At 59.0% G+C, this 24,738-nt stretch carries 22 protein-coding genes; 13 read left to right on the forward strand and 9 right to left on the reverse strand.

Features of this window, described 5'->3' with window-relative positions; genetic code table 11:
* Positions 1-933 carry a glycosyltransferase family 2 protein gene (locus J2X58_RS10775; protein WP_310048137.1) on the reverse strand — a complete coding sequence of 311 codons (933 nt, stop codon included), beginning with the start codon at positions 931-933 and terminating at the stop codon, positions 1-3.
* Positions 933-1,937, reverse strand: coding sequence for a glycosyltransferase family 2 protein (locus J2X58_RS10780; RefSeq protein ID WP_310048139.1), 1,005 nt, complete (start codon positions 1,935-1,937; stop codon positions 933-935). Before J2X58_RS10780 ends, J2X58_RS10775 begins: the two co-directional genes overlap by 1 nt.
* A 196-nt stretch (positions 1,938-2,133) precedes the next feature.
* Between J2X58_RS10780 and J2X58_RS10785 the strand changes: the two genes are divergently transcribed.
* From J2X58_RS10785 to J2X58_RS10815, 7 genes are read left to right on the forward strand one after another with little or no spacing between them, the layout of a single operon-like run.
* The gene (locus tag J2X58_RS10785) at positions 2,134-2,880 is read left to right on the forward strand and encodes an electron transfer flavoprotein subunit beta/FixA family protein (RefSeq protein WP_310048142.1); all 747 of its coding nucleotides are present in this window, start codon (positions 2,134-2,136) and stop codon (positions 2,878-2,880) included.
* Between the two features lie 22 nt (positions 2,881-2,902).
* The gene (locus tag J2X58_RS10790; RefSeq protein WP_310048144.1) at positions 2,903-3,844 is read left to right on the forward strand and encodes an electron transfer flavoprotein subunit alpha/FixB family protein; all 942 of its coding nucleotides are present in this window, start codon (positions 2,903-2,905) and stop codon (positions 3,842-3,844) included.
* A gap of 57 nt (positions 3,845-3,901) precedes the next feature.
* The gene (locus tag J2X58_RS10795) at positions 3,902-4,669 is read left to right on the forward strand and encodes a GNAT family N-acetyltransferase (protein ID WP_310048146.1); all 768 of its coding nucleotides are present in this window, start codon (positions 3,902-3,904) and stop codon (positions 4,667-4,669) included.
* Between the two features lie 33 nt (positions 4,670-4,702).
* Positions 4,703-5,683, forward strand: coding sequence for a glycosyltransferase family 2 protein (locus J2X58_RS10800; RefSeq protein WP_310048149.1), 981 nt, complete (start codon positions 4,703-4,705; stop codon positions 5,681-5,683).
* Positions 5,684-5,736: 53 nt separating this feature from the next.
* Positions 5,737-6,042 carry an EamA family transporter gene (locus J2X58_RS10805; protein ID WP_310048150.1) on the forward strand — a complete coding sequence of 102 codons (306 nt, stop codon included), beginning with the start codon at positions 5,737-5,739 and terminating at the stop codon, positions 6,040-6,042.
* A gap of 4 nt (positions 6,043-6,046) precedes the next feature.
* Positions 6,047-7,186, forward strand: coding sequence for a dTDP-4-amino-4,6-dideoxygalactose transaminase (gene rffA / locus J2X58_RS10810; protein ID WP_310048152.1), 1,140 nt, complete (start codon positions 6,047-6,049; stop codon positions 7,184-7,186).
* The gene (locus J2X58_RS10815) at positions 7,186-8,691 is read left to right on the forward strand and encodes a hypothetical protein (protein WP_310048153.1); all 1,506 of its coding nucleotides are present in this window, start codon (positions 7,186-7,188) and stop codon (positions 8,689-8,691) included. Before rffA ends, J2X58_RS10815 begins: the two co-directional genes overlap by 1 nt.
* A 494-nt stretch (positions 8,692-9,185) precedes the next feature.
* On the opposite strand, the gene J2X58_RS10820 is transcribed toward J2X58_RS10815, so the two are convergent.
* The 6 genes from J2X58_RS10820 to J2X58_RS10845 form a co-directional block, all read right to left on the reverse strand.
* Complete coding sequence (locus J2X58_RS10820) at positions 9,186-10,208, reverse strand: acyltransferase (protein ID WP_310048154.1); 1,023 nt, start codon at positions 10,206-10,208, stop codon at positions 9,186-9,188.
* Positions 10,208-10,630, reverse strand: a complete 423-nt coding sequence (locus tag J2X58_RS10825; protein WP_310048155.1) for a hypothetical protein — start codon at positions 10,628-10,630, stop codon at positions 10,208-10,210. The genes J2X58_RS10820 and J2X58_RS10825 overlap by 1 nt, the downstream gene beginning before the upstream one ends.
* Positions 10,627-13,977, reverse strand: a complete 3,351-nt coding sequence (locus J2X58_RS10830) for a glycosyltransferase (RefSeq protein ID WP_310048157.1) — start codon at positions 13,975-13,977, stop codon at positions 10,627-10,629. The genes J2X58_RS10825 and J2X58_RS10830 overlap by 4 nt, the downstream gene beginning before the upstream one ends.
* Before the next feature lie 2 nt (positions 13,978-13,979).
* The gene (locus tag J2X58_RS10835; RefSeq protein ID WP_310048158.1) at positions 13,980-15,383 is read right to left on the reverse strand and encodes an ABC transporter ATP-binding protein; all 1,404 of its coding nucleotides are present in this window, start codon (positions 15,381-15,383) and stop codon (positions 13,980-13,982) included.
* Positions 15,373-16,197, reverse strand: coding sequence for an ABC transporter permease (locus J2X58_RS10840; RefSeq protein ID WP_310048160.1), 825 nt, complete (start codon positions 16,195-16,197; stop codon positions 15,373-15,375). The genes J2X58_RS10835 and J2X58_RS10840 overlap by 11 nt, the downstream gene beginning before the upstream one ends.
* 61 nt (positions 16,198-16,258) lie before the next feature.
* Positions 16,259-17,443, reverse strand: coding sequence for a PLP-dependent aspartate aminotransferase family protein (locus J2X58_RS10845; protein ID WP_310048161.1), 1,185 nt, complete (start codon positions 17,441-17,443; stop codon positions 16,259-16,261).
* Between the two features lie 188 nt (positions 17,444-17,631).
* Here J2X58_RS10845 and rfbB point away from each other — a divergent pair, with 188 nt between their 5' ends.
* The 6 genes from rfbB to J2X58_RS10875 all read left to right on the forward strand — a co-directional run bounded on the left by rfbB (position 17,632) and on the right by J2X58_RS10875 (position 23,327).
* A complete protein-coding gene (rfbB, locus tag J2X58_RS10850; RefSeq protein ID WP_310048667.1) occupies positions 17,632-18,681 on the forward strand; it encodes a dTDP-glucose 4,6-dehydratase in 1,050 nt (349 codons plus the stop codon).
* The gene (rfbA, locus tag J2X58_RS10855; protein ID WP_310048163.1) at positions 18,678-19,562 is read left to right on the forward strand and encodes a glucose-1-phosphate thymidylyltransferase RfbA; all 885 of its coding nucleotides are present in this window, start codon (positions 18,678-18,680) and stop codon (positions 19,560-19,562) included. The genes rfbB and rfbA overlap by 4 nt, the downstream gene beginning before the upstream one ends.
* Positions 19,559-20,116 (forward strand): dTDP-4-dehydrorhamnose 3,5-epimerase, encoded by a 558-nt coding sequence (gene rfbC / locus J2X58_RS10860; RefSeq protein ID WP_310048164.1) that lies wholly within the window; start codon positions 19,559-19,561, stop codon positions 20,114-20,116. The genes rfbA and rfbC overlap by 4 nt, the downstream gene beginning before the upstream one ends.
* A complete protein-coding gene (gene rfbD / locus J2X58_RS10865) occupies positions 20,113-21,045 on the forward strand; it encodes a dTDP-4-dehydrorhamnose reductase (protein WP_310048165.1) in 933 nt (310 codons plus the stop codon). Before rfbC ends, rfbD begins: the two co-directional genes overlap by 4 nt.
* 5 nt (positions 21,046-21,050) lie before the next feature.
* Positions 21,051-22,475: a mannose-1-phosphate guanylyltransferase/mannose-6-phosphate isomerase gene (locus tag J2X58_RS10870; protein WP_310048166.1), complete on the forward strand. Its 1,425-nt coding sequence runs from the start codon at positions 21,051-21,053 to the stop codon at positions 22,473-22,475.
* Between the two features lie 90 nt (positions 22,476-22,565).
* Positions 22,566-23,327, forward strand: coding sequence for a class I SAM-dependent methyltransferase (locus J2X58_RS10875; protein ID WP_310048167.1), 762 nt, complete (start codon positions 22,566-22,568; stop codon positions 23,325-23,327).
* 25 nt (positions 23,328-23,352) lie between these two features.
* Here the strand turns inward: J2X58_RS10875 and J2X58_RS10880 are convergent, their stop codons facing one another.
* Positions 23,353-24,705, reverse strand: coding sequence for a phosphomannomutase (locus tag J2X58_RS10880; RefSeq protein WP_310048668.1), 1,353 nt, complete (start codon positions 24,703-24,705; stop codon positions 23,353-23,355).
* Positions 24,706-24,738: the final 33 nt, after the last annotated feature.

Genomic DNA, 24,738 nt, shown 5'->3' on the forward strand with positions numbered 1-24,738 from the left:
TCAGAGACGACCGAGCAACGCGGCGAGCACGAGTCCCGCGTTGCCGATCGTGGTCTGCCGGTAGAGACCGGCGCGGGCGAAGGCCACGATTCGCGGCAGGAGCCAACGGTTACGCCCGCGCACGAACCGCTCGAACCGGTGCCGGTTGTCGGCGCTGAGGTCGTCCGTCATGCCGACGAGCAAGGCGATGTTCGCGTCGTTCCATTCGCGGTGGCGACCGCCGACCATGTCGGCCATGCGGCGCATGCGCGCACCGATGCCTGCGTTGGAGCCGATGACGTTCTCGGCATGCTGACGGTAGCCGATCGTCGGTTCGCGGTCGTAGACGACATGGCCGCCGGCACCGGAGACGACGAGGTAAGCCCACCAGTCGTGCGATACGACACGTGCGTCCGCGCGCGCACGGCACATGAGCTCGCGCGCGCGCCGGTTGAGCAGCATCGTGTTTCCGCCGGCGAGACTCTGCACGAGCGCATTGGCGAACGAGGGACGCCGCGCGAATAGCGGCGACATGCCGAAGGCCACGCCCTCGTCGTCCACGAGACGCGAGCGTCCGCAGTAAAGCGACGGCTCCTCCGCAGGCAGCTCTGCCACGGCGGCCAGCGCGATCTCCAGCTTCCGTGGATCCCAGATGTCGTCCTGGTCGCTGAAGGCGATGTAGTCGCCGTCGATACCCTCGCGATGGAGCATCGACATGAAGTTGCGCGAGTAGCCGGCACGCGGCCCGTCCCAGAGCACGAGACGCTCGGCACCGAGTCGTTCGCGATAGTCGAGCAGGATCGCCAGGGTCTGATCCGAGGAACCATCGTCGGACACGTGGATCGTCCAGTCGCCATGGGTCTGCGAGACGATCGATTCGATCTGTTCCGGCAGGTGGCGCGCACCGTTGTAGGTGGCGAGCAGGATCGCCACGTGCCGCGAGGTGCCGGTCATCAGCCGATCCTCAGCAGATCGCGCACCGCGGAGCGCGCACCGGTGCCGAAGAGGCCGTAACGTCCGCTGCTCCACTCGCGCAGCACGCCTCGGACGCGGCGCCAGGCAGGCTGTGCGCCAATGGCCAAGCGAGCACGCAGGTGTTCGCGCATGGAGCGCGTCGCCTCGATGCAGGCATCGTCCGCGCAGCGGCCTTCGAGGCGCTCGGCGAGGGCGTCGAGGCGGGCGGCGTCCGAGCGGATCGTCTCGTTGCGCGGCCGGAACATGTCGGTGACGCGCTGCTTCGGAGTGCGCCGGGCCATGCCGATCTGGTTGCCGCCATGCTGCCGGTAGTCGACGAGCGCATCGTCGATGATGTCCACCTTGCCCACCGCGGCGGCCAGCGTGGCAAGCCAGGCGTCGTGCACCCAGTCGGGCGGCAGCGGCAGCGCGATGTCCAGTAGCGACCGGCGGAACGCCGATGCCGCGCCTGTCGCGAGATTGCGGCGGAGGTAGGTGATGAAGGCGTCGCCGGAGCGGACGCTTTCGCGCTCGTAAGGTCCGAGTGCGACCGCCTCGAATAGCCCATGTCCGGTATCTCTGCCTTCGGCATCGACGAGGCGCGCATCAGAATGTATGAACGTGAGGCTAGAGTCCGCCTCGAAACGGACCATCATCGTCGCGATCTTGTCTGGATGCCAAGCATCGTACTGGTCGCAGAGGAAGACGACGTCGCCTGTGGCATGAGCAAGCGTACGTGCGAGATTCTCGACATAGCCGAGGCTGTCTGAGTTCCGGAAGACCTTCATCTCGATACCCCGCACTCGACTCTGCACCGCGAAAGCCTCGATCAGGTCCCAGGTTCCATCCGTCGAGCCGTCGTCCCCGATAACGATCTCGGTCGGGAGGCGACTCTGGGTAAGCAGCGTCTGAAGCTGCTCGCCGACCCAAGCTGCGCCATTGAACGTGCAGACGACGGTGCTGACCGACGCACCGCCTGGAAGCTCGAGAGAGGGTTGGGCCATGGCGATGGTCGGTCCTTCTAGAAATCCGCCGATTATCCCAGATATTGCACCGGGCCCGCCCCGTCACGCTGAAGCTGGCAATCTCGCCCTCTCCCGCGATGCGTCAAACGACATGCCGCAGATTCGCTAGAATACCGAGTCTACTCCGAGGCCCCCGCGCGACACGCGGGAGCCCTTCCCGCACAGGAACCCCCGAATGAAGATTCTGGTCGGCTACAAGCGCGTCGTGGACTACAACGTCCGCATCCAGGTGAAGCCCGACGGCAGCGGCGTCGTCACGGACGGCGTGAAACTGTCCGCCAACCCCTTCGACGACATCGCCCTCGAGGAGGCCCTGCGCCTGCGCGAGAAGGGCGTGGCCGAGGAAGTCGTGGTGGTGGGCATCGGCCCGGCCGACCTGACCGCCCACCTGCGCAACGGCCTGGCCATGGGCGCCAACCGGGCGATCCACGTCCAGACCGGCGATGCCGTGTCGCCGCTGACCGCCGCGCGCACGTTCCTCAAGCTGGTCGAGAAGGAACAGCCGGGTCTCGTGATCCTGGGCAAGCAGGCCATCGACGACGATGCCAACCAGACCGGCCAGATGCTGGCCGCCCTGTGGGACCGCCCGCAGGCGACCTTCGCCAGCAAGGTCGAGATCGCCGATGGCAAGGCCACGGTCACCCGCGAGGTGGACGCCGGCCTGGAAACCATCGAGGCCGACCTGCCGGCCGTGATCACGACCGACCTGCGCCTCAACGAGCCGCGCTTCATCAAGCTGCCGGACATCATGAAGGCCAAGTCCAAGCCGATCGACGTGATCGAACTGGGCGCGCTGGGCGTCGACGCCGCCGACCACATCAAGACCACCCACTACGCCGCCCCGCCGAAGCGCAGCAAGGGCGTGATGGTGAAGGACGCCGCCGAGCTCGTCGCGGCCCTCAAGCAGAAGGGCCTGCTGTAAGGCAGCCGACCGGAGACCCGACATGTCCAAGATCCTCGTTATCGCCGAACACCTCGACGGCAAGCTCAATGGCTCCACGGCCCGCGCCGTGAGCGCGGCAGCCGCCGTGAAACCCGAAGCCATCGACGTCATCGTCCTGTCCGACGCGCCGGACGCCGTCGCCGCCGACGCCGCGAAGATCGACGGCGTCAGCAAGGTGCTCACCGTCGCCCGCGCCGAGAACGCCCAAGCGCTGGCCGCGGTGCTGGCCCCGCAGGTCGCGAAGGCCGCGGCTGGCTACACCCACGTATTCGCTCCCTCGACCACCTTCGGCAAGGACCTCGCGCCCCGCGTGGCCGCCCTGCTGGGCGTGTCGCAGGTCAGCGACGTGATGACCGTGGAAGGCCCGCACAGCTTCAAGCGCCCGATCTACGCGGGCAACGCGATCGTCACGGTGGAGGTCGATTCGGCTTCGGTCGTCGTCGCGACCATCCGTACCGCCTCCTGGGCCGCCGCCGCCTCGAACGGCTCGGCGCCGGTCGAAGCCCTCTCCGTCGATGCCACCCTGCCCTCGCACACCCGCTTCATCGGCCTGCAGCAGGGCAAGAGCGATCGTCCAGACCTCCAGGGCGCGCCCAAGGTCGTCTCCGGCGGCCGCGGCGTGGGCTCGAAGGAGAACTTCGACGTCATCTACAAGTTCGCCGACAAGATCGGCGCGGCCGTGGGCGCCTCGCGCGCCGCCGTGGACGCTGGCTATGTGCCGAACGAGATGCAGGTGGGACAGACCGGCAAGATCATCGCGCCGGAGCTCTACATCGCCATCGGCATCTCGGGCGCTATCCAGCACCTGACGGGCATCAAGGACGCCGGCACGATCGTCGCGATCAACAAGGACGGCGAAGCGCCGATCTTCGAGATCGCGGACATCGGCCTGGTGGGGGATCTGTTCAAGATCCTGCCGGAGCTGGAATCGGCACTCGGTTGATTTTGTAGCGGCACCCCGGACGGGTGTCGCTTTTACCCAGGGGCACAACGAACGCACATGACGGCTAAATTGCAACCATTGCTGATGCGATCGCCATTGGATTCCGCGCGCTTCGGACTCGAGATCTGGAGAGGACACGTGCGTGGCAGTCAGCTCTCTGGGCTCTGGCAAGAAATCAGCCTTTCGCAGCCTGATGTCGCCATATTCAGAACGCCTGCTGAAGATATTCGGGCGATGAGCCAATTTCAGGGACCGCGTGGCCTCCTTATTCACGCCGATACACTCGTTTACTACTCGCGAGATCTTGGTGGAACCGCTATCCCGCCAGTGACACGGAACCCCCAGCTCTACAGGGAAGGCAACGAGAATGACGCCCCCGAGTTACGCGACGTGACCGCTAGGGTCTTTTCAGATTATCAAAACCACTATCACGCGAATCCCCTATTCCCACCGAGCCTGATCTTGGCTGGCTACGAGGAATGGGCAGCAAATCACCTGCGCCCCGGAGGCGCGACCCGAACCTGGGTTGCGACGCATGAAGACAGCATCATCGGCTTTATCTGTTGCAGCTTTGACAGGGAAGCAGGAACAGCAGAAATCGTGCTTAACGGAGTACTCCGTGAACATGCAGGAAAGGGCATATACGGCGATTTGGTCCGGATCGCGCAAGCAAACTTCGCCAAAATGGGTATGCGGGCAATAAGCGTATCGACCCAGGTCGGCAACTACGCGGTCCAACGAGTCTGGAGCCGTGAAGGAATGCGCCTGTCGCATGCATTCGACACCTGGCATATCAATGCCATGCTCTCACATGGCCGAGCCTAATAGCACAGCCGCGAAGTCGGCGATGGAATAACCATGCCTGCCAGAAGTCCTAAACTCTCAGTCGTTTCACCGGTTTACTGCTGTGCGAATTGCCTCATCGACCTTCACTCGCGCATCGTTGCAAGTGTGACGGAAATTACACCCGACTACGAAATCGTACTTGTCTGCGACGCAAGTCCGGACGACTCTTGGCCGGTGATCCAACAACTCGCTGCACAGGATTCGCGCGTGCGAGGGTTTCTCCTGTCCCGAAACTTTGGCCAGCACTACGCAATCACCGCCGGCCTGGACGCGGCACGCGGTGACTGGATCATCGTGATGGATTGTGATCTACAAGATAGGCCAGAGGAAATTCCTCGTCTCTATGCTGAGGCGATGAAGGGTTACGATGTAGTTTTTGGGGCCAGGGCTGAAAGACAGGACTCCGCGCTAAAGAGGGCTGGATCCCGGACCTTCTATGGCATCTTGAACTACCTCAGCGATGCCCATCACGACGCGCGGACGGCCAATTTCGGCATTTTCAGCAAACAAGTAATTGACGTTCTCCGGCGTATGCCTGAGCCAAATCGCGCATTCCCCATTCAGGTTAAATGGGCAGGATTCAAACAAACACTAATTGAAGTGCAGCATGATGCCCGAGCGGAGGGAAAGAGTAGCTACAGCTTGAGGAAGCTCCTGAAGCTCGCGGTGGATATCACCCTATCGTACTCAGACAAGCCCCTACGACTCTCAGCTTATCTCGGTTTTGTTTTCGCGGTCGGCGCACTCGTTTACGGCTCAGTAGTATTTGCTCGTTATCTAGCCGGAGAAGTTATGGTCTCGGGTTATACGAGCTTGATTCTCTCGGTGTGGCTACTGGGCGGTATCATCCTGTTCTGCCTCGGGGTACTCGGGCTCTATCTTGGGCGGGTATACGAGAGCGCCAAAGGGCGACCAGTGTATATCGTGGCCAAGAGTACCGTCGACGAGACCGGCTTTCCTACGCCCCCTATCAACACTGCTTCCTCGCGATGATGGCCTACGTATTTATTGGACTTACGATTCTCCTGACCGTCTACGGCCAACTGATGCTGAAGTGGCAGGTGGGGATTCACGCACCAGTTCCTGGCGCGCCGATCGGCTTGATGTTCTATGTGCGCCTTTTATTGAATCCGTGGGTGATTAGCGCATTCGCCGCCGCGTTTGGTGCATCACTCGCGTGGATGGCCGCCATAAGCAAGATGGAGCTGAGTCGCGCATATCCATTCATGGCCCTGAATTTTGTGGTGGTTGGTCTAACCGCTATCCCTTTATTCGGGGAAGCGCTCACATCCTCGAAAATCATCGGTCTCGCACTGATCATTGTCGGCCTTATCTTCTTTACCCGGACCTGATGACATGGAAAAAATCCCCTTCAACAAGCCATACATGACGGGAAAAGAGTTAGACAACATCGCTAGGGCCCATTCAAATGGACACCTTTCTGGCGACGGCCCGTTTACCCACGAGTGTCACGCCCGGCTCGAGGCGTTGGTTGGCACGAAAAAAGCGCTACTGACCCATTCGTGCACCGCCGCGCTAGAGATGGCAGCAATTTTGCTGGACCTTGCGCCGGGCGACGAGGTGATCATGCCGTCGTACACATTCGTTTCTACGGCGAATGCGTTCGTCCTCCGGGGCGCGATCCCTGTGTTCGTTGATATCCGCGAAGATACATTGAATATTGATGAGACCCTCATCGAAAACGCGATCACCGAGAAGACGAAGGCCATCTGTGTAGTTCACTATGCCGGAGTGAGCTGTGAAATGGATTCGATCATGGATCTCGCCGGGCGCTACGGGCTCTACGTCATCGAAGATGCAGCACAAGGCATCTTCTCGGCATACAAGGGCCGCGCGCTTGGCAGCATCGGCCACCTCGCAGCGCTGAGTTTTCACGAAACCAAGAACATTATCTCGGGAGAGGGCGGCGCACTTCTTGTAAACGACGAGCGTCTTGCCGAGCGTGCAGAAATCATCCGAGAGAAAGGAACTAACCGTAGCCGCTTTTTTCGTGGCCAGGTTGACAAATACACGTGGGTCGATGTCGGCTCGTCATTCTTGCCTGGTGAGATCACGGCAGCGTTCCTCCTCGCTCAGCTCGACGCAGGCGCAGCGATCACTGCCGGTCGAATGGGCGTGTGGAGTAACTATGACAATTGGGCGACATCGAGCAGCCTCGCGATTCGGCGTCCAGTTATTCCAGACGCGTGCACGCACAACGCACACATGTACTACCTTCTCACCGAAAGTCTCGACGCGAGAACGCATCTCATATCAGGGCTTCGCGAGAGTGGCATCCAGGCTGTGTTCCACTACTTACCTCTGCATTCGTCTCCTGCCGGGAGGCTTTATGGCCGTGCACACGGAGATCTGCCGGTTACCATCAAAGTGAGCGATACGTTGGTCCGCTTGCCACTCTGGCTCGGAATCGAATCTGCTCAACAGCGGATAACTGACGCGATCGAGCGAGTGATGAGCCAAGAGCGAGCAGCGTGATGGCGTGGCAGTTTCAAAAGAACGTCTTGGGAACGCGCCATGTGGACGTTGCCAAGGTCGGGTCGTGGATCATAGCCATGGCTATGGTCCTGTTTGTCGGTCGATACGCTTACCGCGCCGGCATTTCTGTGGTGGCGGCAGATTCATGGGACTTCGTAAGAGGATTCGTGAGTCACTACAACGCCGGGACGCTGACTGCCGAGGACTTCTTCGGGAAACGCCCCCTGGGCTATGACCACTCTCAGCCCATTCAGCGAGCGGTGTTGTGGCTCCATATGACACTCTTTCGCATGGATTTTGGCGTAGAGGGCGCGATCGGTTGTCTTTTCGCGGCTGCGTTCGCTGGATTCTGTAGCCACCTGGTAACGAAGGAGATTGAGGTACGTAGCCCGGGTAGTACAGGGTCGGCGCTGTTCCGGGTCGCGCTATTCGCCAGCGTTTTTTCGCTGAGCGCACGCAGCGTCTTCGACTGGTCACTCGTAACATTGGCCTTCGCGGACATCCTCGGCGCAACTCTACTCGTTACGTACGCGTACCATTGCCTTCGAGGACTGCGCTTCCTTCGGCTCGCCATCGCAACGTTTATCGCCTGTGCCCTTATGGACACAGTCGCCATTATCGCCGTCGTTGCTCTTTTGATATTGCTGCCGCTGGCAACCGTGCCGACGGGCAATCGTAACTATCGCAATCGCTTGTTGGCTGCAGCAGCGTTGATATTTCCAACCATCGTCTACAAGCTCGGATACGCTGTTTTGTTTCCAGTGGAGAAGGTGGCAATCCCACAGCCAGATGCAGGTCCGATCACATATTTTCTACATGCGTGGCCAGATGCGTGGAAAGCGCTGGTTGTACCGCTGGCTGGGGCTGTCGCCTCCACCTCGCGACTGTCTACGTCGGCAACTGGAGTTGTCTGGCCGATCCTTTTCGCCATCGCGCTCCCGATGTTGCTTCTCTCTGTGTGGTTTTGGATGTCGGCCTTCCGTTACCGGGCGCGCGCTTCAGCATTTACCGCAGCAGGCGTGATGCTGATCGCTTATGGATCGATAGCTGGGGTGCTGTTGATCCGCGTACCCATGTACGGGTTTGATTACCTTCTGCAGCCCAGATACACGATGTTTTACAACTTGCAGTTAGTCGCCCTGCTTATGATGGCATCCTGCGACTGGAATTCGGTGCGTAGCCTTGGGAAGTCACTCATCAGTGCCGGAGCTATTGTCACCCTAGGTCTCTGGCTTGCCTATGCGAGACTCACCGCTAGGGAAGAAGGCTCGGTCAGAGCCTACAATCAGCAACTCGCAGACCAGATTTACGCTATCTGGCGCGATCCGAATTCCACTCCCGACCCATGCTCCCCTAACATTTTTCCATGCTCATGGACGCCCGCCACTCGCGTCGACGTAATGAAGACACTGGAGGACGGTCCGTGGAACGTATTCGTTCCAAGCTTTCGACACCGCCACGGCATCCATTGGAGCGACGACCCGCATCAGCCGGTCTCGCGCTAACCTGGCCCACGTAGACGCCCGAACGTTGCCGATTCCGCGTCTGGCGGCGCTGACTTGGAGGCGGATAGGATAGAACTGCGGCCGGCAGGGCCGATCCGTGAGAGGACGCACGGCCGCGTGGGCAGGCTAAAGTCCATAGAATCCGGGCATCAAAAGCGGCCGCTCACCGGTGCTCCCCTCGGTACCGACCGACCAGCGGGGCGTCCGATACACCGTCGCAGATCCTAGCGCGCCAGCAGTGGATTGCCCTTCTGTCGGACGTCGACGTTCCGCGCGCTCATGTTCTCCTGCGTCAGCACGCACCCTAATGCGGCAAGACCTGACGCCCGATGGCTGCCGCGCCTGATCGCGACTTCGCCGAATTGCCAGCTCGATAACCCACGTGGCAGGACGCGCATTCACGGCGAGTTGGCGGGGAAGCGCGTCCAACTCGCACGATTAACGACCCGAGGACACAACGGATGCGGACTCGCAGCCGGTGCCTCCGACCGGATCTATTGTTGCGACGCTAGCGCGGTGTCCGAGTCGCGAACCTGCCCCCGTTTCTTCAGTTTGTGGAGCGGACGCTCCAGAAGTACTGCCATGAGCCAGGACGCCGCTATCGTAGTCGCAAATGCATATGCGAAGAACGTAAACGATCGACCGTAGCCAAACTGAATCAGGAAGAGTGCACCGATGCTCGTGTGGATTAAGTACACGGGGTAGGACATATCACCCAAGAGAGCATCAAACTTGCTCGATTTGAAAGCCGTCAGCGAGATGGTCACCCAAGCCGAAAGCACCATGGACGAGTACAAGCCAACCGTCCACGGAATCCAATCCCATTTGATCCAAAGGGCTCCGTGAAATATCCAGATGAACACGCTCACCTTCGGCATAGCGAACCGCAGGAGCGTGTCGCGGTAGTGACAGATCAAACTGCCTGTCGCGAACGTCATGAGGCACGGAAGAAAAAGGACATATCGATCGGCAAACGTTGCAGTGCTGAGTCCAATATTCCAGGTGGCCACTATGGATGCTATGAGTGCGATCCAGGCACTCGATGCCGACCGCGCCATGAGTGGAATAAGGAAATAGGCACCGATCTCCACAGAAAGTGCGTTTGATACGGCCACAGGGAGGCCGTCCCTCGGAAAGATCGGCAGAAGCGTAAGCGGATTGAGCCACCCCCAACCGTGCGGCATCGAGAGTTCCGGATTGAGCTCGTGACCCTCAACGCAGTTGTATGCAAGCCATTTTATGACGATGACGCCAAAGATGAGGGCCACAAAATATGCAGGATAGATGCGCAGCATCCGGTTGTAGCAGAAATCTCTTAGCCCGCCTCGGGTGAACCCGTACTTATGCTTGACTACAAACGTCATCAGGTATCCGCTGAGCACGAAGAACGCCCAAACCGCATACGCGGCGTACCCCTGGATCATGCCAACCCAGAGATGCGAGGCTGCCACCAGCGTTGCGAGCAAGAAGCGCCATGCTCCCACCCCGAATAGCAATGTATCTCGCGATTGGATCATCACCTGGATACCTCGAGTTTCACCGTATCGCTCCTGCTAATATCCCGGCCCTCGAATTTCTCTAGATAGATGATCAACGAGCCTTCCTTTGTGAGGATTTCAGATGGCACTTTTATAGTCACGACATCGCGCGCGATGTCTCCGCGGATAACGCTCGCACCTATGTGCACGCGGACCATGGTTCCTTGCACGTCCTCGTTTAGCTTGAACCACATTGCCGACGATCCGTCAGGCTGCTGATTGAAAGCGACGTTTATTTTTGCTGCGCGCGGCCCGTAATCAACAATGCTGAAATTTTGAGGTATCGCCTCAATCTGTCCATTCGGGCCGGAGCCCGCACCTTCTGCTGGGATTTCGCACATCGTCCGGCCGCAAGCAGCAAGTAGGCCAAGGACGAGGACTAAGGAGATTTTAGCGTTCATCGACTTTCCGAGCCCGCCCCGGACGAAGGAAGCTCGTTCGCAAGCGCGTCGAAGACGGCCTGCGGCGAGAAATGCTCTTCGATGAAGCGCTGAGCGCCCGCGGAGCGTCGCTTCCATTCCACGTCATCATCAATAAGCCGAAGAACGCAGGCCGCGAATTCTTCAGCGGTATCGGCAGAGAACACAAAATCGGAAGCGCCGGCAAGCCCTTGCATGCCGGTAGTGGTCGTGACCAGAGGCAGGCCGTGGCGCATCGACTCGAGAACCTTCCCTTTCATGCCTCCGCCGAAACGGAGCGGAGCTATCGCAACGCGCGAGTTGTTATAAAGCTCGTCGAGCTGGCCGTCAGAGACAAATCCCGTCACAACGACATTATCGCCTGCAAGCTCGAGAACGTTGCGGGACGGGTTCGATCCTGCAAGCGTCACCCTCACGTGCGGCAGGCGCCGTCTGATCAAAGGGAGAACGTCGCGGATGAACCAGACAGCCGCGTCCACGTTGGGCGGATGCGCGAATCCGGCTACGAATAGTATCCCATCCCGATCGGGCAGATTTTCCGAAACCGCCTGACTCACGCTTTCATATGCATACAGCGGTACGGTCCGGACAGCTGGAGCGATGTCCTGGCTCGCGGTCCAATTCCGGACATGCTCGGTTTCAATACTCGACGGGTAGTAGATTCCGTCCATCTTTTGCCAGAGCGTGTGCTCGATGTCCTTGAGCCGCTTCATCTCGGCCTCGATCTCCTGCGAGGGAGCGACTTTCAGCTGCTCCGCAAGGCGAAGATGATGAATGTCGTGGCCGTAGTAGAGGCGAGCGGCCTTACTATGTCGGATAACTGAATCGACAAAGTTCACACTGACCGTCGGCCTGCTGAAGATCACGGCATCGATGGACGCGCCATTGTCAGCGATCCATCGGTCAAACCGGCCGACGTATTCCCCACCATATATCACCTCGATACCTGCATCCTGCAGCGGTGGGGCGTACGCGACGTCGTGCCATAGATTCTCTGGCCAAAGCTTTACCGAATAGCCGCGCTTCACAAGGAGCATGAGCAGCTGGTACATGGCCCTGGATCCGGCATCCCGGTCGGGCTGGGGAACATAATGATCGATTACCAGCACTACTTTTTTGAGCTGACTCCGATCCCGGGTCAGAAAGGGTCGATCGCCATTCTCGAAGTGCTCGCGCTCTAGAACCTCAGCCCAACGCTCGCGGAACTTTTTCTGGTTTTCTACCTGATACGCCTTGATACCCGCACTTGTGTCCGTACCGTGGGAAATGCCCTCGTGATGAACCACTACCGATTTAGGCTCGAGCACGACTTTCAAGCCGGCAGCCCGGACCTTGAATGCGAGATCCGTATCCTCGAAGTAAGCGGGCAGGTAGAGCTCATCGAAGCCGCCTAGTGTCTCCCATAGACTGCGTTTGAGCATGATCGACGCGCCTGATATGTAGTCCGTTTCGCGCGTATAGTTGTAAACACTAAGAGAAGGATCGTCGAGCCGGCCGTAGTTCCACGCGCTCGCGTCTTTCCACACGATACCGCCCGCTTCCTGCTGACGGCCGTCTGGATAAACGAGTTTCGATCCGACCATCCCGCAAGCGGGCCAGCGCTCTGCCGTCTCAAAAAGTGCGTCGAGCCAACCGGCGGTTACTTCTGTGTCGTTATTGAGGAAATATATGTAATCACCGCGCGCCATCCCCGCCGCCCTGTTGCACGACCGAAGAAACCCAAGATTAGTTGGGTTATCGACATAGCGCAGGCCAGGAACCGATGCAATCCTGGCGATGTCCTGATCGCCGGAAGCGTCCTCCACCACTATGACTTCAATCGAAATTGCCGGAAGGTTTGCGTAAATAGAGCGCACACAAGCGGCTGTGAAATCGAGACGACCATAGGCAGGAATGATGATGGATACCACTGGCGCCTCCAGTGTCGCGAAGGCCACGCCCTCCAGCAGATCCATCGGATCATCGACCGAGTGAAGTTTCAGGTCGAGAACAAAGCGGGCCTGCTCGGCATGCCTCATGAGAGAACGCTTCATGAGGAAACGGCGAGCGAGCGCCCGGAGAGGCGCAGGAATGGGCCAGCGCGTGACACCTGCAGACCTCAGAGACTGGATTACCCCACGCCAGTCCCGTCGAACGACGCGCATCATGAAACGCAGAGGCTTAGTGACCTTCCAGGAATGGGAGTTAACGACAGTGTCGAAGATAGACCGTAGGTCAGCGAGCTCCTTGGCAAAACTATCGACATTTTCGATTGACACGGAGCGACTGTGAGGCAGACGGAATTGCTCTGCGGCCTCTTCAGCGAAGCGCTCCAGCACTTTGCCTTGTGAATCGAGACGAGCCTTCAGCTGGTCTCGCTCAGCCAAAAGCTGCTCGTTGGACGCGGTCAGTGCCTGGCACTGCTGAGAGAGAGTCTGAATGCCCGCGTTCAAGTCCACACGCTCGGCTTCGAGTTGGGCCCGTTCTTCGTCGATCTTGCGGGCCCAATTCGCAACCTCATCATGCTCGTGGACCAATGCGAGGTGTGTGCGCTCGAGATCTCGATGTTCGGCATCAAGCGACTGCGCCCAACGAGCGACGATTTGATGACGGCCATAGATGTCATCGATTTCAGACGAGAGCAGGGACGCCGATACGGCTACATCTGGCGCGGCCAGAGAGCTGGCAACGGCAACGTAGTACACCGGCCGGGATGATACGGGGGATGCTGAAATGACGCCTCGCTCCCCGTCCACAAGCGATTGCAGGCCCGCCTGCTCGTCAAGCCTCTCTATGGGTGCGATCATCGACCCACTTGTCATACGCTGGCCGAAGTAGCGCACGCGGTCGAAATGTCTGCGAATCAGCGTGTCGAGCTCATCGAAATAGAGCTCCTTGACATGAAACTCGTTGTGGTAGCCCGCCTCGTCCGAGTAGATCGCCTTGTTAGGCGACGAGATGACCAGGACACCATCAGGCCTGAGCACTCGACGGAGCTCCGCCATCATTTCCTCATGTTGGTCGTGGTGCTCGATAGTTTCGAACGACACGACGACGTCGAAAGAATTGTCCTGTGCAGGAATCTTCGCGGCCGATCCTTCTAGAAATGAGAGATTGGAAATGTCAGCGTATGTCGCCGACGCGTGGCGGACAGCGTCAAACGAAATATCCACGCCGGTAACTTGGCGCGCCAACTCCGCGAGGAGCGCACTTCCGTAGCCCTCGCCACTCGCAATATCCAGAACATCCTTCCCGTCGACCAAAGAACGGCACCATGCGTATCGGTGCAAGTGCTCCTGTCGAATTTCACCCTGTTCAGAAGGAATGTAACGCTCGCCAGTAAATTTCACAGTCAGCCTTCCGACTTGTCTAGATCGATGGACAGCATAGGTACACCAACGAGCCCCGACCGCATGGTGCTCTCGCTTGCGCGGAAATGAATCGCGTCGTGAATCCAATGCTGCTGGGTGTGGTCGTCCTGCGTGCCCGTCGCAAGGGCTACGTCGACAGAATATGCGCCCGCTGGAAGCACCGGAAACCTGAAGCGAAAAGTCGCCGAGAGGATACTCGCAGGACCCGCTTGGCCAATCGAATCCCGATGCACGCCATAGGTGTTGTCTCCGAACAGCCGTTGCCCGAGACGATCCTTGACATAGAATCCGAAGATCGGGCTCTCCAAGGAGTCCTTCACCTCAGCGCGGATAGTCAGCTCAACGAGCTCTCCACCCTCAAACAGCTCCTTGCTCCCGGTAGCGACGTCCCGAAGGCCCACTTCTGTAATAAGGGCCTTGCCGGCACCAAACGATGCGGCCCCGTCAGGCTCCGCGAAGTCGAATACCTCGATCACGTTTACCGGCCCGGCTTCCCGCCATTTTTCAAGGCGGAAGTCCTTCACGTCCAGGACATCCGACGCAGGTCGACTCTTACCCTCTGCCGACCCTTCGGCGACGGGAGAAAGAGTCACCATGGGGCCATCATCCTTTCCGTCACGATCAGCAGCATGCTGGAAGGCCAGATATCGCTCCATGACCTCGCGGGACGGTCCGTCCATCCGCACTTCGCCATGAGAGAGCCAAACTGCTCGGCTACACAGCCCGAGGATCGCCGCAGAGTCATGACTGACGAATAAAAGCGTCCCGCGGCGCTGGAACTCACGGAGGAAGCGCATGCATTTTTGAGTGAAGCGAATGTCGCCCACGCTCAGCGCCTCATCGATGATGAGCGTATCGGCATCGACGTGCGCGACGATGGCGAAAGCCAGCCGGACATACATGCCACTCGAATAAGTCTTCACAGGCTGATGGATAAACTCACCAATCTCTGAGAAAGCGACAATGGATTCGAAACGCTCACGCAAGGTGACTTCAGGGATCCCATAAAGGAGACCGCTGAGGTACACGTTTTCCTCTCCGGTGAACTCCGGGTTGAACCCGGCACCGAGCTCCAGCAATGCCGCGACCCGGCCGAACGCTTTTACGCGCCCTTCCGTCGGGCTGAGGGTTCCGCACACCAACTGCAGGAAGGTCGATTTCCCGGAGCCATTTGCACCGATAATGCCGACGGTCTCGCCGCGCCGGATATCGACCGACACGCTGCGAAGCGCCCAGAAATCGCGGTAGTAGGTCTTCGGCGCCAGCCCGATCATTCGACGAAGCCGAGGAACGATCATCTGCTTCAGACGGTCCCGCGGCGACTCGTAGATCTCATAGCGCTTGCTCAAAGAGTCGGCAATAAGCGCGAAATCATCAGAGGACATCGGCAAACCCCGATCGACTGCGCTCGAACCAGGCGAAACTGCCCCATGCAAACAAGAGACTCGCCACTGCGTACTCTGCCAAGAGCCCCCAATCCGGCATCCGACCCCAAATAAGTACATCCCTCGCGGCTTCAACAACAACCGTCAATGGGTTGAGGTAGAGGAGCCACCGCAGGTCGGCTGGAATGGATTCCAACGGATAAAGGATGGGAGCGAGAAACATCAGTACGGGCACGATGACCCCGACAGCCTGCTTGAGATCCCGGAGATAGACGCCAAGGGATGCAGAAAGCCAGACCACGCCGGCGAGGAAAGGAAGATATGCAAGCACCACTACAGGGAAAAGGATGACGGTCCAAGGAAAGAATCCCCGAACCAGCAACGAAAACGATAGAAGTACGACCGTCGAGATCAGCAAATGGAACAGTCCAGCAGCAACTGATGTCCATGCCAGCGTTTCGAGCGGGAAGATGACCTTCTTGACGAAATTACTGTTCTCGATAATCAGTGTAGGTGCCCTGATTGCGCATTCAGCAAACAACGCATGCATGTTCATCCCTGCAAACAGAATCACGGCGAAGTCCAATTTACCTGCCGCTGGCCCCGTCCAACGGGATTTGAAAATAAATCCGAAGACGAACGTATATACCGCGAGCATGAACAGCGGTGTAAAGAACGACCAGAATATCCCGATAAAGGATCCCCGATACCTGCCCACGATTTCACGCTTAGCCATTCGACCGACCAAGGTTCGATGTCGCGCGAAAGCAACGATCGGACTCAATGGGTTGCCAAGTTGATACGAGTCGCTCACACCATGTACTCCTGACACCATTGCAACGCGCGAAAAAGCGCACGTTGCGCAACCCGATCCTTCAAGACAGCACTTCCGCGAGTTCGCCGCGCAGGTCATCGATGTCTTCAACGCCCACCGAAAGGCGAATCAGCCCGTCCGAAATGCCGAGGCGTTTTCGGGTGGCCGCTGGAATGGATGCATGGGTCATGATACCCGGATGCTCAATGAGGCTCTCGACACCACCGAGGGACTCGGCAAGTGCGAAGAGTTCGCACCGCTCGAGCACGCGACGCGCGCGCGCCTTCCCACCCTTCACTTCAACGGAGATGATGCCGCCGTAGCCGTTCATTTGCCTACGCGCCAACGCATGCTGAGGGTGGCTGCGCAGCCCCGGATAAATGACCCGCTCGACAGCGTCATGCTTCTCCAGCCACGAGGCAAGCGAAAGCGCGCTCTCGCAATGCTGGCGCATCCGGAGATGCAAGGTCTTCAGGCCACGCATTGCGAGGAAGGAGTCGAAGGGTCCAGCGACAGCCCCGATGGAGTTCTGCAGGAACGCCATCTGATCAGCAAGTTCTGCATTAGCGGCAACGACGATGCCGCCGACAATGTCGGAATGTCCGTTCAAATACTTTGTTGCGGAGTGCAGCACAAGGTCCGCGCCGAACTCGATGGGACGCTGCAACATTGGAGAGCAGAATGTATTGTCTACTACCAAGATGAGGCCGTGTTTCTTCGCAAAAGCGGCAACCTTCGCGAGATCGACCAGTTGCAACATCGGATTGGTCGGTGTTTCCACCCAGAGCATTCGGGTGTTCGGCTTCAGCGCGCCTTTCAGAGCGACGGGGTCGTTGAGGTCGATGAAGTCGAACTCAAGGGCAGCGGTCCGGCGTCGGACGCGTTCAAACAACCGATAAGTGCCGCCATACAGGTCATTCATGGCGATGACATGACTGCCTGCGTCCAATAGCTCCAAGACGGTAGATGCAGCAGCTAGCCCCGAAGCGAATGCGAAGCCCCGCGTGCCACCCTCAAGTGCGGCTACGCAGGCCTCGTACGCCATACGCGTCGGGTTCTGAGTTCGCGAGTACTCGAATCCCGAGTGCTTACCGGGACTTTCCTGCACATACGTGGACGTGGCGTAGATCGGCGTCATGATCGCGCCAGTCGAGGGATCTGGCGACTGGCCGGCATGGATGGCAAGCGTTCCTAGGCCGTGGCCCTTGGAGGCATTCTTTGTGTAAGTCTTTCTTTTCACTTGCATTAGTCCCAAGGATTCATGAGCCGTTCAACGGCAATCGCTCGCAAACGGCGGTACATATTACACTTGCCGCTCCAAGCGCTGCGGGTACCCGCCTGGACGGTACCTGTCCCGGCTCGTATACGCCGTGAATACGGGTGTTTTCCGGCGGCGTGACCTCCCTGGGAATGAACATGAAGGACGAAATTTTGATGAGAACACTGTTAGTGACAGGCGGTGCCGGCTTCATTGGCGCCAATTTCGTGCTTCAGGCTATTGCCGACGGCATCCGTGTCGTCAATCTCGACAAGCTCACCTATGCCGGCAACCTGGGGACCCTGGCATCTGTCGAGAGCGATCCAAACCACGTTTTCGTGCACGGAGACATCGGCGACCGAACCCTCGTTGGCGAACTGCTCGCCCGGCACAAACCGGAAGCGATCATCAATTTCGCCGCCGAGTCGCATGTCGACCGCTCGATCGATGGCCCGGCAGCCTTCGTTGAAACTAACGTCGTCGGTACACTCGCACTCCTAGAGGAGGCTCGCGACTTCTGGCGCGGTCTCGAGGGTACGGCGCGGGATGCGTTCAAGTTTCTGCACGTTTCCACCGACGAGGTGTACGGCTCGCTAGGGGCAGAGGGTAAGTTTACCGAAGCCACTCCCTACGCACCGAATTCGCCTTATTCGGCAAGCAAGGCTGCGTCCGACCACTTGGTCCGAGCTTTCCACCACACTTATGGACTTCCGGTCCTCACGACGAACTGTTCGAACAATTACGGGCCGTTCCAGTTTCCAGAAAAGCTCATCCCGCTGACCATTCAGAAGGCCCTCAAAGGCGAGCCCCTTCCGGTATACGGCGACGGAAAGAATGTGCGCGACTGGCTTTTCGTAGGCGACCATTGCGCAGCGATCCGGCGCGTGCTAGAGGCCGGTCGACTCGGCGAGACCTATAACATCGGTGGTAACGCAGAGCAAGAGAACATCCACGTGGTTCGCACGATCTGCCAGATTCTCGACAGGCGCGAGCCGCTCGTTTCAGGGGCGCCACGTGAGTCGCTGATCACCTATGTGCGCGACCGGCCCGGGCACGACCGACGCTACGCTATTGACGCAAGCAAGCTGCAGAATGAACTCGGCTGGTCACCCACGCAGACCTTCGAATCTGGCATCGAGACAACCGTCGACTGGTACCTCTCCAACCAGCCCTGGGTCGGCTCGATCCTCGACGGTAGCTACCGCATGGAGCGGCTGGGCGCATGACGACGAAAGGCATCATCCTCGCTGGCGGGTCCGGCACACGGCTGTATCCGATCACTCAGGCTGTCAGTAAGCAGTTGCTACCGGTCTACGACAAGCCGATGATCTATTATCCGCTTGCCACACTGATGCTGGCCGGCATCCGGGACGTGTTGATCATCAACACGCCGCACGAGCAGGCTCTGTTTCAACGGCTGCTGGGCGATGGATCTCAGTGGGGCATTAACATCAGCTACGCCGTGCAACCTTCTCCCGATGGTTTGGCTCAGGCGTTCCTCATTGGAAGGGAGTTCATCGACGGGCAACCGAGTTGCCTGGTGCTCGGCGACAACATCTTCTACGGCGTTGGACTGACCGAACGGCTGAAGCGAGCGTCCAGTCGCCCCTCCGGGGCCACGGTCTTCGGCTACTGGGTGCGCGACCCCGAGCGATACGGTGTAGCAGAGTTCGATGTAGAGGGTAGAGTGATCGGGCTTGAGGAGAAGCCGGCCCAGCCAAAGTCAAACTACGCAGTGACCGGCCTGTATTTCTATGACGGCCGCGCGTGCGACTTTGCCGCCGACCTCCGGCCATCGCCTCGTGGCGAACTCGAGATCACCGATCTGAATCGGTGCTACCTCGACGATGGATCGCTCATGCTTGAGCAACTGGGTCGCGGATATGCGTGGCTCGACACTGGAACCCATGCATCGTTGATGGAGGCCGGCAACTTCATCGAAACTATCGAGAATCGCCAGGGGCTCAAGGTTTGTTGTCCGGAGGAGGTCGCGTTCAACAACCGGTGGATCGATGCTGAGCAGGTGCTGGCGCTCGCCAAGCCACTTGCCAAAACCGGTTATGGCGAATACTTGCAGAACCTTGTTACACACGGCCTGGTGAAATGAAGGCAATCGAAACATCCTTGCCGGGCGTTCTCGTGCTCGAGCCGCGCGTTTTCGGCGACTCTCGCGGTTTTTTCTACGAAAGCTACAATGAGAAGACGTTTCGCGATGCCGGCATCGAACGACGCTTCGTGCAATCGAACGTGTCTCGGTCTTCCCGTGGCGTCTTGCGTGGGCTGCATTACCAATGGCCGCATCCGCAAGGCAAGCTTGTAAGCGTCCTCGAAGGCGAGGTGTACGATGTTGCCGTCGATATCCGCCGGGGCTCCCCCACGTTCGGCAAGTGGGCAGCCGCCATGTTGACGGCGGACAACCATCGGCACTTCTGGATTCCGGAGGGCTTTGCCCACGGCTTCTGCGTCGTGTCGGACTACGCAACTTTCAGCTACCAGTGCACCGACCTGTATTCACCTACGGCTGATGGCGGGATCCGCTGGGACGACCCCGAGATAGGAATCGATTGGCCCATCAGCTCGCCAGTGCTGTCCGATAAGGATGCAAGGGCTCCTTCGCTGGCAGAACTTCCCCTTGAGCGACTCCCGGAATACTTGCCGTGACCATCCTCTTGCTTGGAGCAAAAGGGCAACTCGGTCAGGCCTTCCTCGGCCACGAAGGGTTTCAGCGCTTGGGCGACCTGAAGGCCGCCAGTCGTGACGGCACTTTGCACGATGGCGGCGCTGCGCTCGCCGCTGATCTCGCCGACCCGGAGGCCCTGATCGCCCTCCTCGACGCGGAGCGTCCGCGCGTCATCATCAATGCTGCTGCATATACTGCCGTGGACAGGGCCGAACATGAAGAAGACCTGGCCACGCGCATCAATGGCTACGCCCTCTCTGTCATCGGACAGTGGGCGGTGAGCCATAAATCCCTCGTCGTCCATTACTCTACTGATTATGTATTCGATGGAAGAGCTACGGCTCCGTACAACGAAGACGCGCCAACTGGGCCAACCGGAGCGTATGGACGCAGCAAACTTGCCGGCGAGCAAGCATTGCGAGCAAGCGGCGCCGCGCACCTCATCTTCCGCACCGCTTGGGTCTATTCCGCCGTGGGGCAGAACTTTCTGCGAACGATGCTGCGCTTGGGTAGGGAACGTGACGAGATAAGGGTTGTATCCGATCAACGTGGCACGCCTACCGACACCGGGTTGATCGTCGAAGCGACGGTGGCAGCGCTTCGTCAGTGGCACGCTGTGGACGCCGTGGAAAAGAACAACCTGCAAGGCACCTATCACCTGACGGCGTCAGGCGACACTACGTGGCATGGCTTCGCGGAAGCGGTGTTGATGCAAGCGGCTGAGCGGGGCCTTATCGAAAACGCGCCGAGGATCACGCCCATTTCGACCGCGGAATTCCCCACGCCGGCCCGGCGCCCCGCTTATTCCGTCTTGGATACGTCGCGGCTCGCATCCCGTTTCAATATCAGTTTTCCCCAGTGGCAAGACGGCATAGAGCACGTCCTGACAGCCATATCCGAACCGGAATAACGCCCATGCTCATTCCTCTCATTCTCAGCGGCGGCAGTGGCACGCGCCTCTGGCCTATTTCCCGCCGGAACCTGCCCAAGCAGTTCCTTTCGCTCACCGGCTCGGACACTCTTTTCCAGCAGACAGTCAGGCGAACAACGTCGCTTCCCGACACCGGCGCGCCAATCGTCGTGGCAAGCGACGATCACCGCTTTCTGGCGGCCGAACAGTTGCAGGAGTTGAACGCCAACGATGCCAGCATCCTGCTCGAACCCGTCGCGCGCAACACCGCGCCAGCCATTGCGGTGGGAGCGTTCCGTGCACTGGAGAAGTCGGCAGATGCACTCATCCTTGTGCTACCCGCCGATCACCTTATTGGCGACGATCGCTCATTCAACGAAGCAGTTGCGAAAGCTCGACCGCTAGCCGACCAGGGGTGGCTGGTAACCTTCGGCGTCCGCCCCGACCGCCCCGAAACTGGTTTCGGGTACATACAACGTGGTGAGGCACTGAACGCAGATGTTTTCAGGGTAAGCCAGTTTGTTGAGAAGCCCGCATTCGATGTTGCAGAGCGTTATGTCGAGAGTGGTCAGTATGATTGGAACTCCGGCATGTTCCTGTTTCGTGCCGCAACGTACCTTGAAGAACTTTCGCAGCATGCACCGGCAATGCTCGAGGCGGCGCGCACGTCTTACATGAAGGCCAATGTCGACCTTGACTTTGTGCGTCTCGACGCCGAAGCATTCGGCGCATCCCCGAGCGATTCGATCGATTACGCGGTGATGGAGAAGACGTCACGCGCCGCCGTCGTTCCCGTGTCATGCGGCTGGAGCGACATCGGCTCGTGGGACGCCCTCTGGCTTGCCACCGAAAAAGATGCGAACGGAAACCACGCCGAGGGCGACGTCATCACCCTCGATACGACCGGCTCGTTGATCCACTCGCACGCCCGCCATCTTGTTGCCACCGTGGGGCTCGACGACGTAGTAGTAGTCACGACGCCAGACGCAACCCTCGTCGCTCGCCGCGACCGGTCTCAGGACGTCAAGCGAATCGTCGAAGAACTGAAAGCAGCGGGCCGAACGGAGCACGATCTGCATCGCGTTGTACGTCGGCCGTGGGGTAGCTACGACTCGCTGGAAAGCGGGGACCGATTCCAGGTCAAGCGAATCGTCGTGAAACCAGGTGCCGCACTCAGCTTGCAGATGCACCATCATCGTGCCGAACACTGGATCGTCGTCAAGGGCGTCGCCGAGGTCACTTGTGATGACAAGGTGTTTCTACTTGCTGAGAACCAAAGCACTTACTTGCCACTAGGTAGCAAGCACCGTCTGCGGAATCCAGGAAAGGTGCCCGTCGAATTGATCGAGGTACAGTCCGGAAGTTACCTCGGCGAGGATGACATCGTGCGCTTCGACGATGTATACGGTCGAGCTGGCACCTCAGGATGAGTCTCGCCGCGATGCGCGGTTCAGAGGTGATATTCCGTCTCGCATAAAAGGGTGCTACAACGCAACTTTCTGCGACGACGGAGTACTACAGTGCTGCAAAGCAACATGCTTCAGGAGCGTTGTAACGAGTTCCGCAACCATATCGCCGCCCTCAAATCGAAACGGGCCATGGACTGGTATCCGTACGACTCATTGCACAATGTCGATCTGATGTCTGAATACATGCCCGCCGAGCTGATCAACAGATTTGCTAGTGCGGACCTCGATTGGAACGTGCTCGATATCGGTGCTGGTGACGGAGACGTAGGGTTCTTTTTCGAAACCCTCGGATGTCACGTCGACATGCTTGATAACCCGTCGACCAATTTCAACGACTGCCGAGGCATATCAACTTTCGCAGAACTGACAGGAAGCAGGTCTAAGCTGCTTGTCAGGGATATCGACCACGCGTTCACGCTCGATCGTCAGTACGACATGGCATTCGCGCTCGGTTTACTTTATCACCTGCGAAACCCGATGAACCTACTTTTGACGTTGGCGATGCATGCTGAACGTCTCGCCCTCTCCACCCGCGTGTTTCGGTATCTTCCCGACGGAACCAACATAGAGAAGCACTCAGTCGCTTATTTTCTTCGGTGCCGCGAAGCCAATAACGATCCCACCAACTACTGGATTCTCTCGCCGATGGGTCTCCAGACCCTACTCGCGCGCTGCGGCTGGACCGTGAAGGGCAGCTTGATGCAAGGCGCCGGACGATCGAACCCTGTCGAGAATGAGGCCGATGAACGGATGTTCGTCTATTGCGAGCGTATCCAGAATTGGCGTGATCTCGGGAAGCACCACGATTTCTAGATATCCCTGCAGAGGTTCCATCGCACTAGCTCTGTTGGATGTTCGCTTTGATCTCTGCCGTCCGGCGCGACATGAGCGTTCGATCGCCGCGTGTTTCGACGTTTAGGCGTAACAGAGGCTCAGTGTTTGACGAACGCAGATTAAAACGCCAGTTGCCAAAGTCGGCGCTTACACCGTCAACCCATTCGAGCTGCGGCGCGTCGTCAGCATAAAAGTGTAGGACGCGTTCGACTGCCGCAGCCGCGTTGCTGACCACAAAGTTGATCTCGCCGCTACACGGATATGCTGCCATGCGTTCTGCAAGCATCGCCGCGAGATCGACATCCGTTTTCGCGATGCGTTCGGCGACTAGAAGCCACGGGATCATGCCGGAATCGCAATACGCGAACTCGCGGAAATAGTGGTGAGCGCTCATCTCGCCGCCATAGATGGCGTCCTCGGCGCGCATGCGCTCCTTGATGAACGCATGACCGGTCTTGCTTTCAATCGGCACACCGCCTGCCGCCTCGACCATGTCGATCGTGTTCCAGGTCAGGCGCGGGTCGTGGATGATTTTCGCCCCGGGATGTTTTTCGAGCAGCTGCGCCGCAAGCAGTCCAACGATGTAATAGCCCTCGATGAACTCGCCCGCGGCATCGAAAAGGAAGCAGCGATCGAAATCGCCATCCCATGCGATACCGAAGTCCGCGCCATGCCGGCGCACGGCATCGGCGGTCGCATCGCGGTTCTCCGGCAGGAGCGGGTTGGGGATCCCGTTCGGGAACGTGCCGTCGGGTTCGTGGTTGATCCGTATGAACTCGAATGGGAGATGGGGCGCGAGCAGGTCGACCACCGCTCCGGCTCCACCGTTACCCGCGTTCACCACGATCTTCAGCGGCCGCAGCGTGGCGACGTCGACGTAACCCAGCAAGTGCTGGATGTAGGCCGACTTGTCGTGATCGTGCACGACGCGGCCGCGTGAGGCGACCGGTTCGCCGAAGGCGTCGTCTTCGACCATTCGCTCAATTTCGCGCAGGCCGGTGTCGCCGCTGATGGGCCGCGCGCCTTCGCGGACCAGCTTCATCCCGTTGTAGTCGATCGGATTGTGGCTCGCGGTCACCATGATGCCGCCTGCAAGGCCGCGGTGAAACGTTTGAAAATAGATTTCTTCGGTGCCGCAAAGTCCGATGTCGACCGCATCGCGCCCTTCGTCGTTGAGACCTCGAACAACAGCGGCAGCAAAGGCGGGGCTGTCCAGCCTGATGTCATAGCCGACGGCCACGGCACCTTCGTCCACCGTACGCGCGAAAGCCCTTCCCAGGCGGTAGGCGACGTTTTCGTCCAGTTCGTCGGGAACGCGGCCTCGAATATCGTAGGCTTTGAAGCACTTCATTGGGATGTACCCGGAGTGTGACCGGGTTCCATTGTCCGA

It is taken from the genome of Luteibacter sp. 3190 (assembly GCF_031456385.1).
Lineage (GTDB): Bacteria > Pseudomonadota > Gammaproteobacteria > Xanthomonadales > Rhodanobacteraceae > Luteibacter.

What these genes read in the sequence shown, in the direction of transcription:
- J2X58_RS10775 (WP_310048137.1), bottom strand. Translation starts at nt 933, where the DNA reads ATGACCGGCACCTCGCGGCACGTGGCGATCCTGCTCGCCACCTACAAC.
- J2X58_RS10780 (WP_310048139.1), bottom strand. Translation starts at nt 1,937, where the DNA reads ATGGCCCAACCCTCTCTCGAGCTTCCAGGCGGTGCGTCGGTCAGCACC.
- J2X58_RS10785 (WP_310048142.1), top strand. Translation starts at nt 2,134, where the DNA reads ATGAAGATTCTGGTCGGCTACAAGCGCGTCGTGGACTACAACGTCCGC.
- J2X58_RS10790 (WP_310048144.1), top strand. Translation starts at nt 2,903, where the DNA reads ATGTCCAAGATCCTCGTTATCGCCGAACACCTCGACGGCAAGCTCAAT.
- J2X58_RS10795 (WP_310048146.1), top strand. Translation starts at nt 3,902, where the DNA reads ATGACGGCTAAATTGCAACCATTGCTGATGCGATCGCCATTGGATTCC.
- J2X58_RS10800 (WP_310048149.1), top strand. Translation starts at nt 4,703, where the DNA reads ATGCCTGCCAGAAGTCCTAAACTCTCAGTCGTTTCACCGGTTTACTGC.
- J2X58_RS10805 (WP_310048150.1), top strand. Translation starts at nt 5,737, where the DNA reads ATGCTGAAGTGGCAGGTGGGGATTCACGCACCAGTTCCTGGCGCGCCG.
- rffA (WP_310048152.1), top strand. Translation starts at nt 6,047, where the DNA reads ATGGAAAAAATCCCCTTCAACAAGCCATACATGACGGGAAAAGAGTTA.
- J2X58_RS10815 (WP_310048153.1), top strand. Translation starts at nt 7,186, where the DNA reads ATGGCGTGGCAGTTTCAAAAGAACGTCTTGGGAACGCGCCATGTGGAC.
- J2X58_RS10820 (WP_310048154.1), bottom strand. Translation starts at nt 10,208, where the DNA reads ATGATCCAATCGCGAGATACATTGCTATTCGGGGTGGGAGCATGGCGC.
- J2X58_RS10825 (WP_310048155.1), bottom strand. Translation starts at nt 10,630, where the DNA reads ATGAACGCTAAAATCTCCTTAGTCCTCGTCCTTGGCCTACTTGCTGCT.
- J2X58_RS10835 (WP_310048158.1), bottom strand. Translation starts at nt 15,383, where the DNA reads ATGTCCTCTGATGATTTCGCGCTTATTGCCGACTCTTTGAGCAAGCGC.
- J2X58_RS10845 (WP_310048161.1), bottom strand. Translation starts at nt 17,443, where the DNA reads ATGCAAGTGAAAAGAAAGACTTACACAAAGAATGCCTCCAAGGGCCAC.
- rfbB (WP_310048667.1), top strand. Translation starts at nt 17,632, where the DNA reads ATGAGAACACTGTTAGTGACAGGCGGTGCCGGCTTCATTGGCGCCAAT.
- rfbA (WP_310048163.1), top strand. Translation starts at nt 18,678, where the DNA reads ATGACGACGAAAGGCATCATCCTCGCTGGCGGGTCCGGCACACGGCTG.
- rfbC (WP_310048164.1), top strand. Translation starts at nt 19,559, where the DNA reads ATGAAGGCAATCGAAACATCCTTGCCGGGCGTTCTCGTGCTCGAGCCG.
- J2X58_RS10870 (WP_310048166.1), top strand. Translation starts at nt 21,051, where the DNA reads ATGCTCATTCCTCTCATTCTCAGCGGCGGCAGTGGCACGCGCCTCTGG.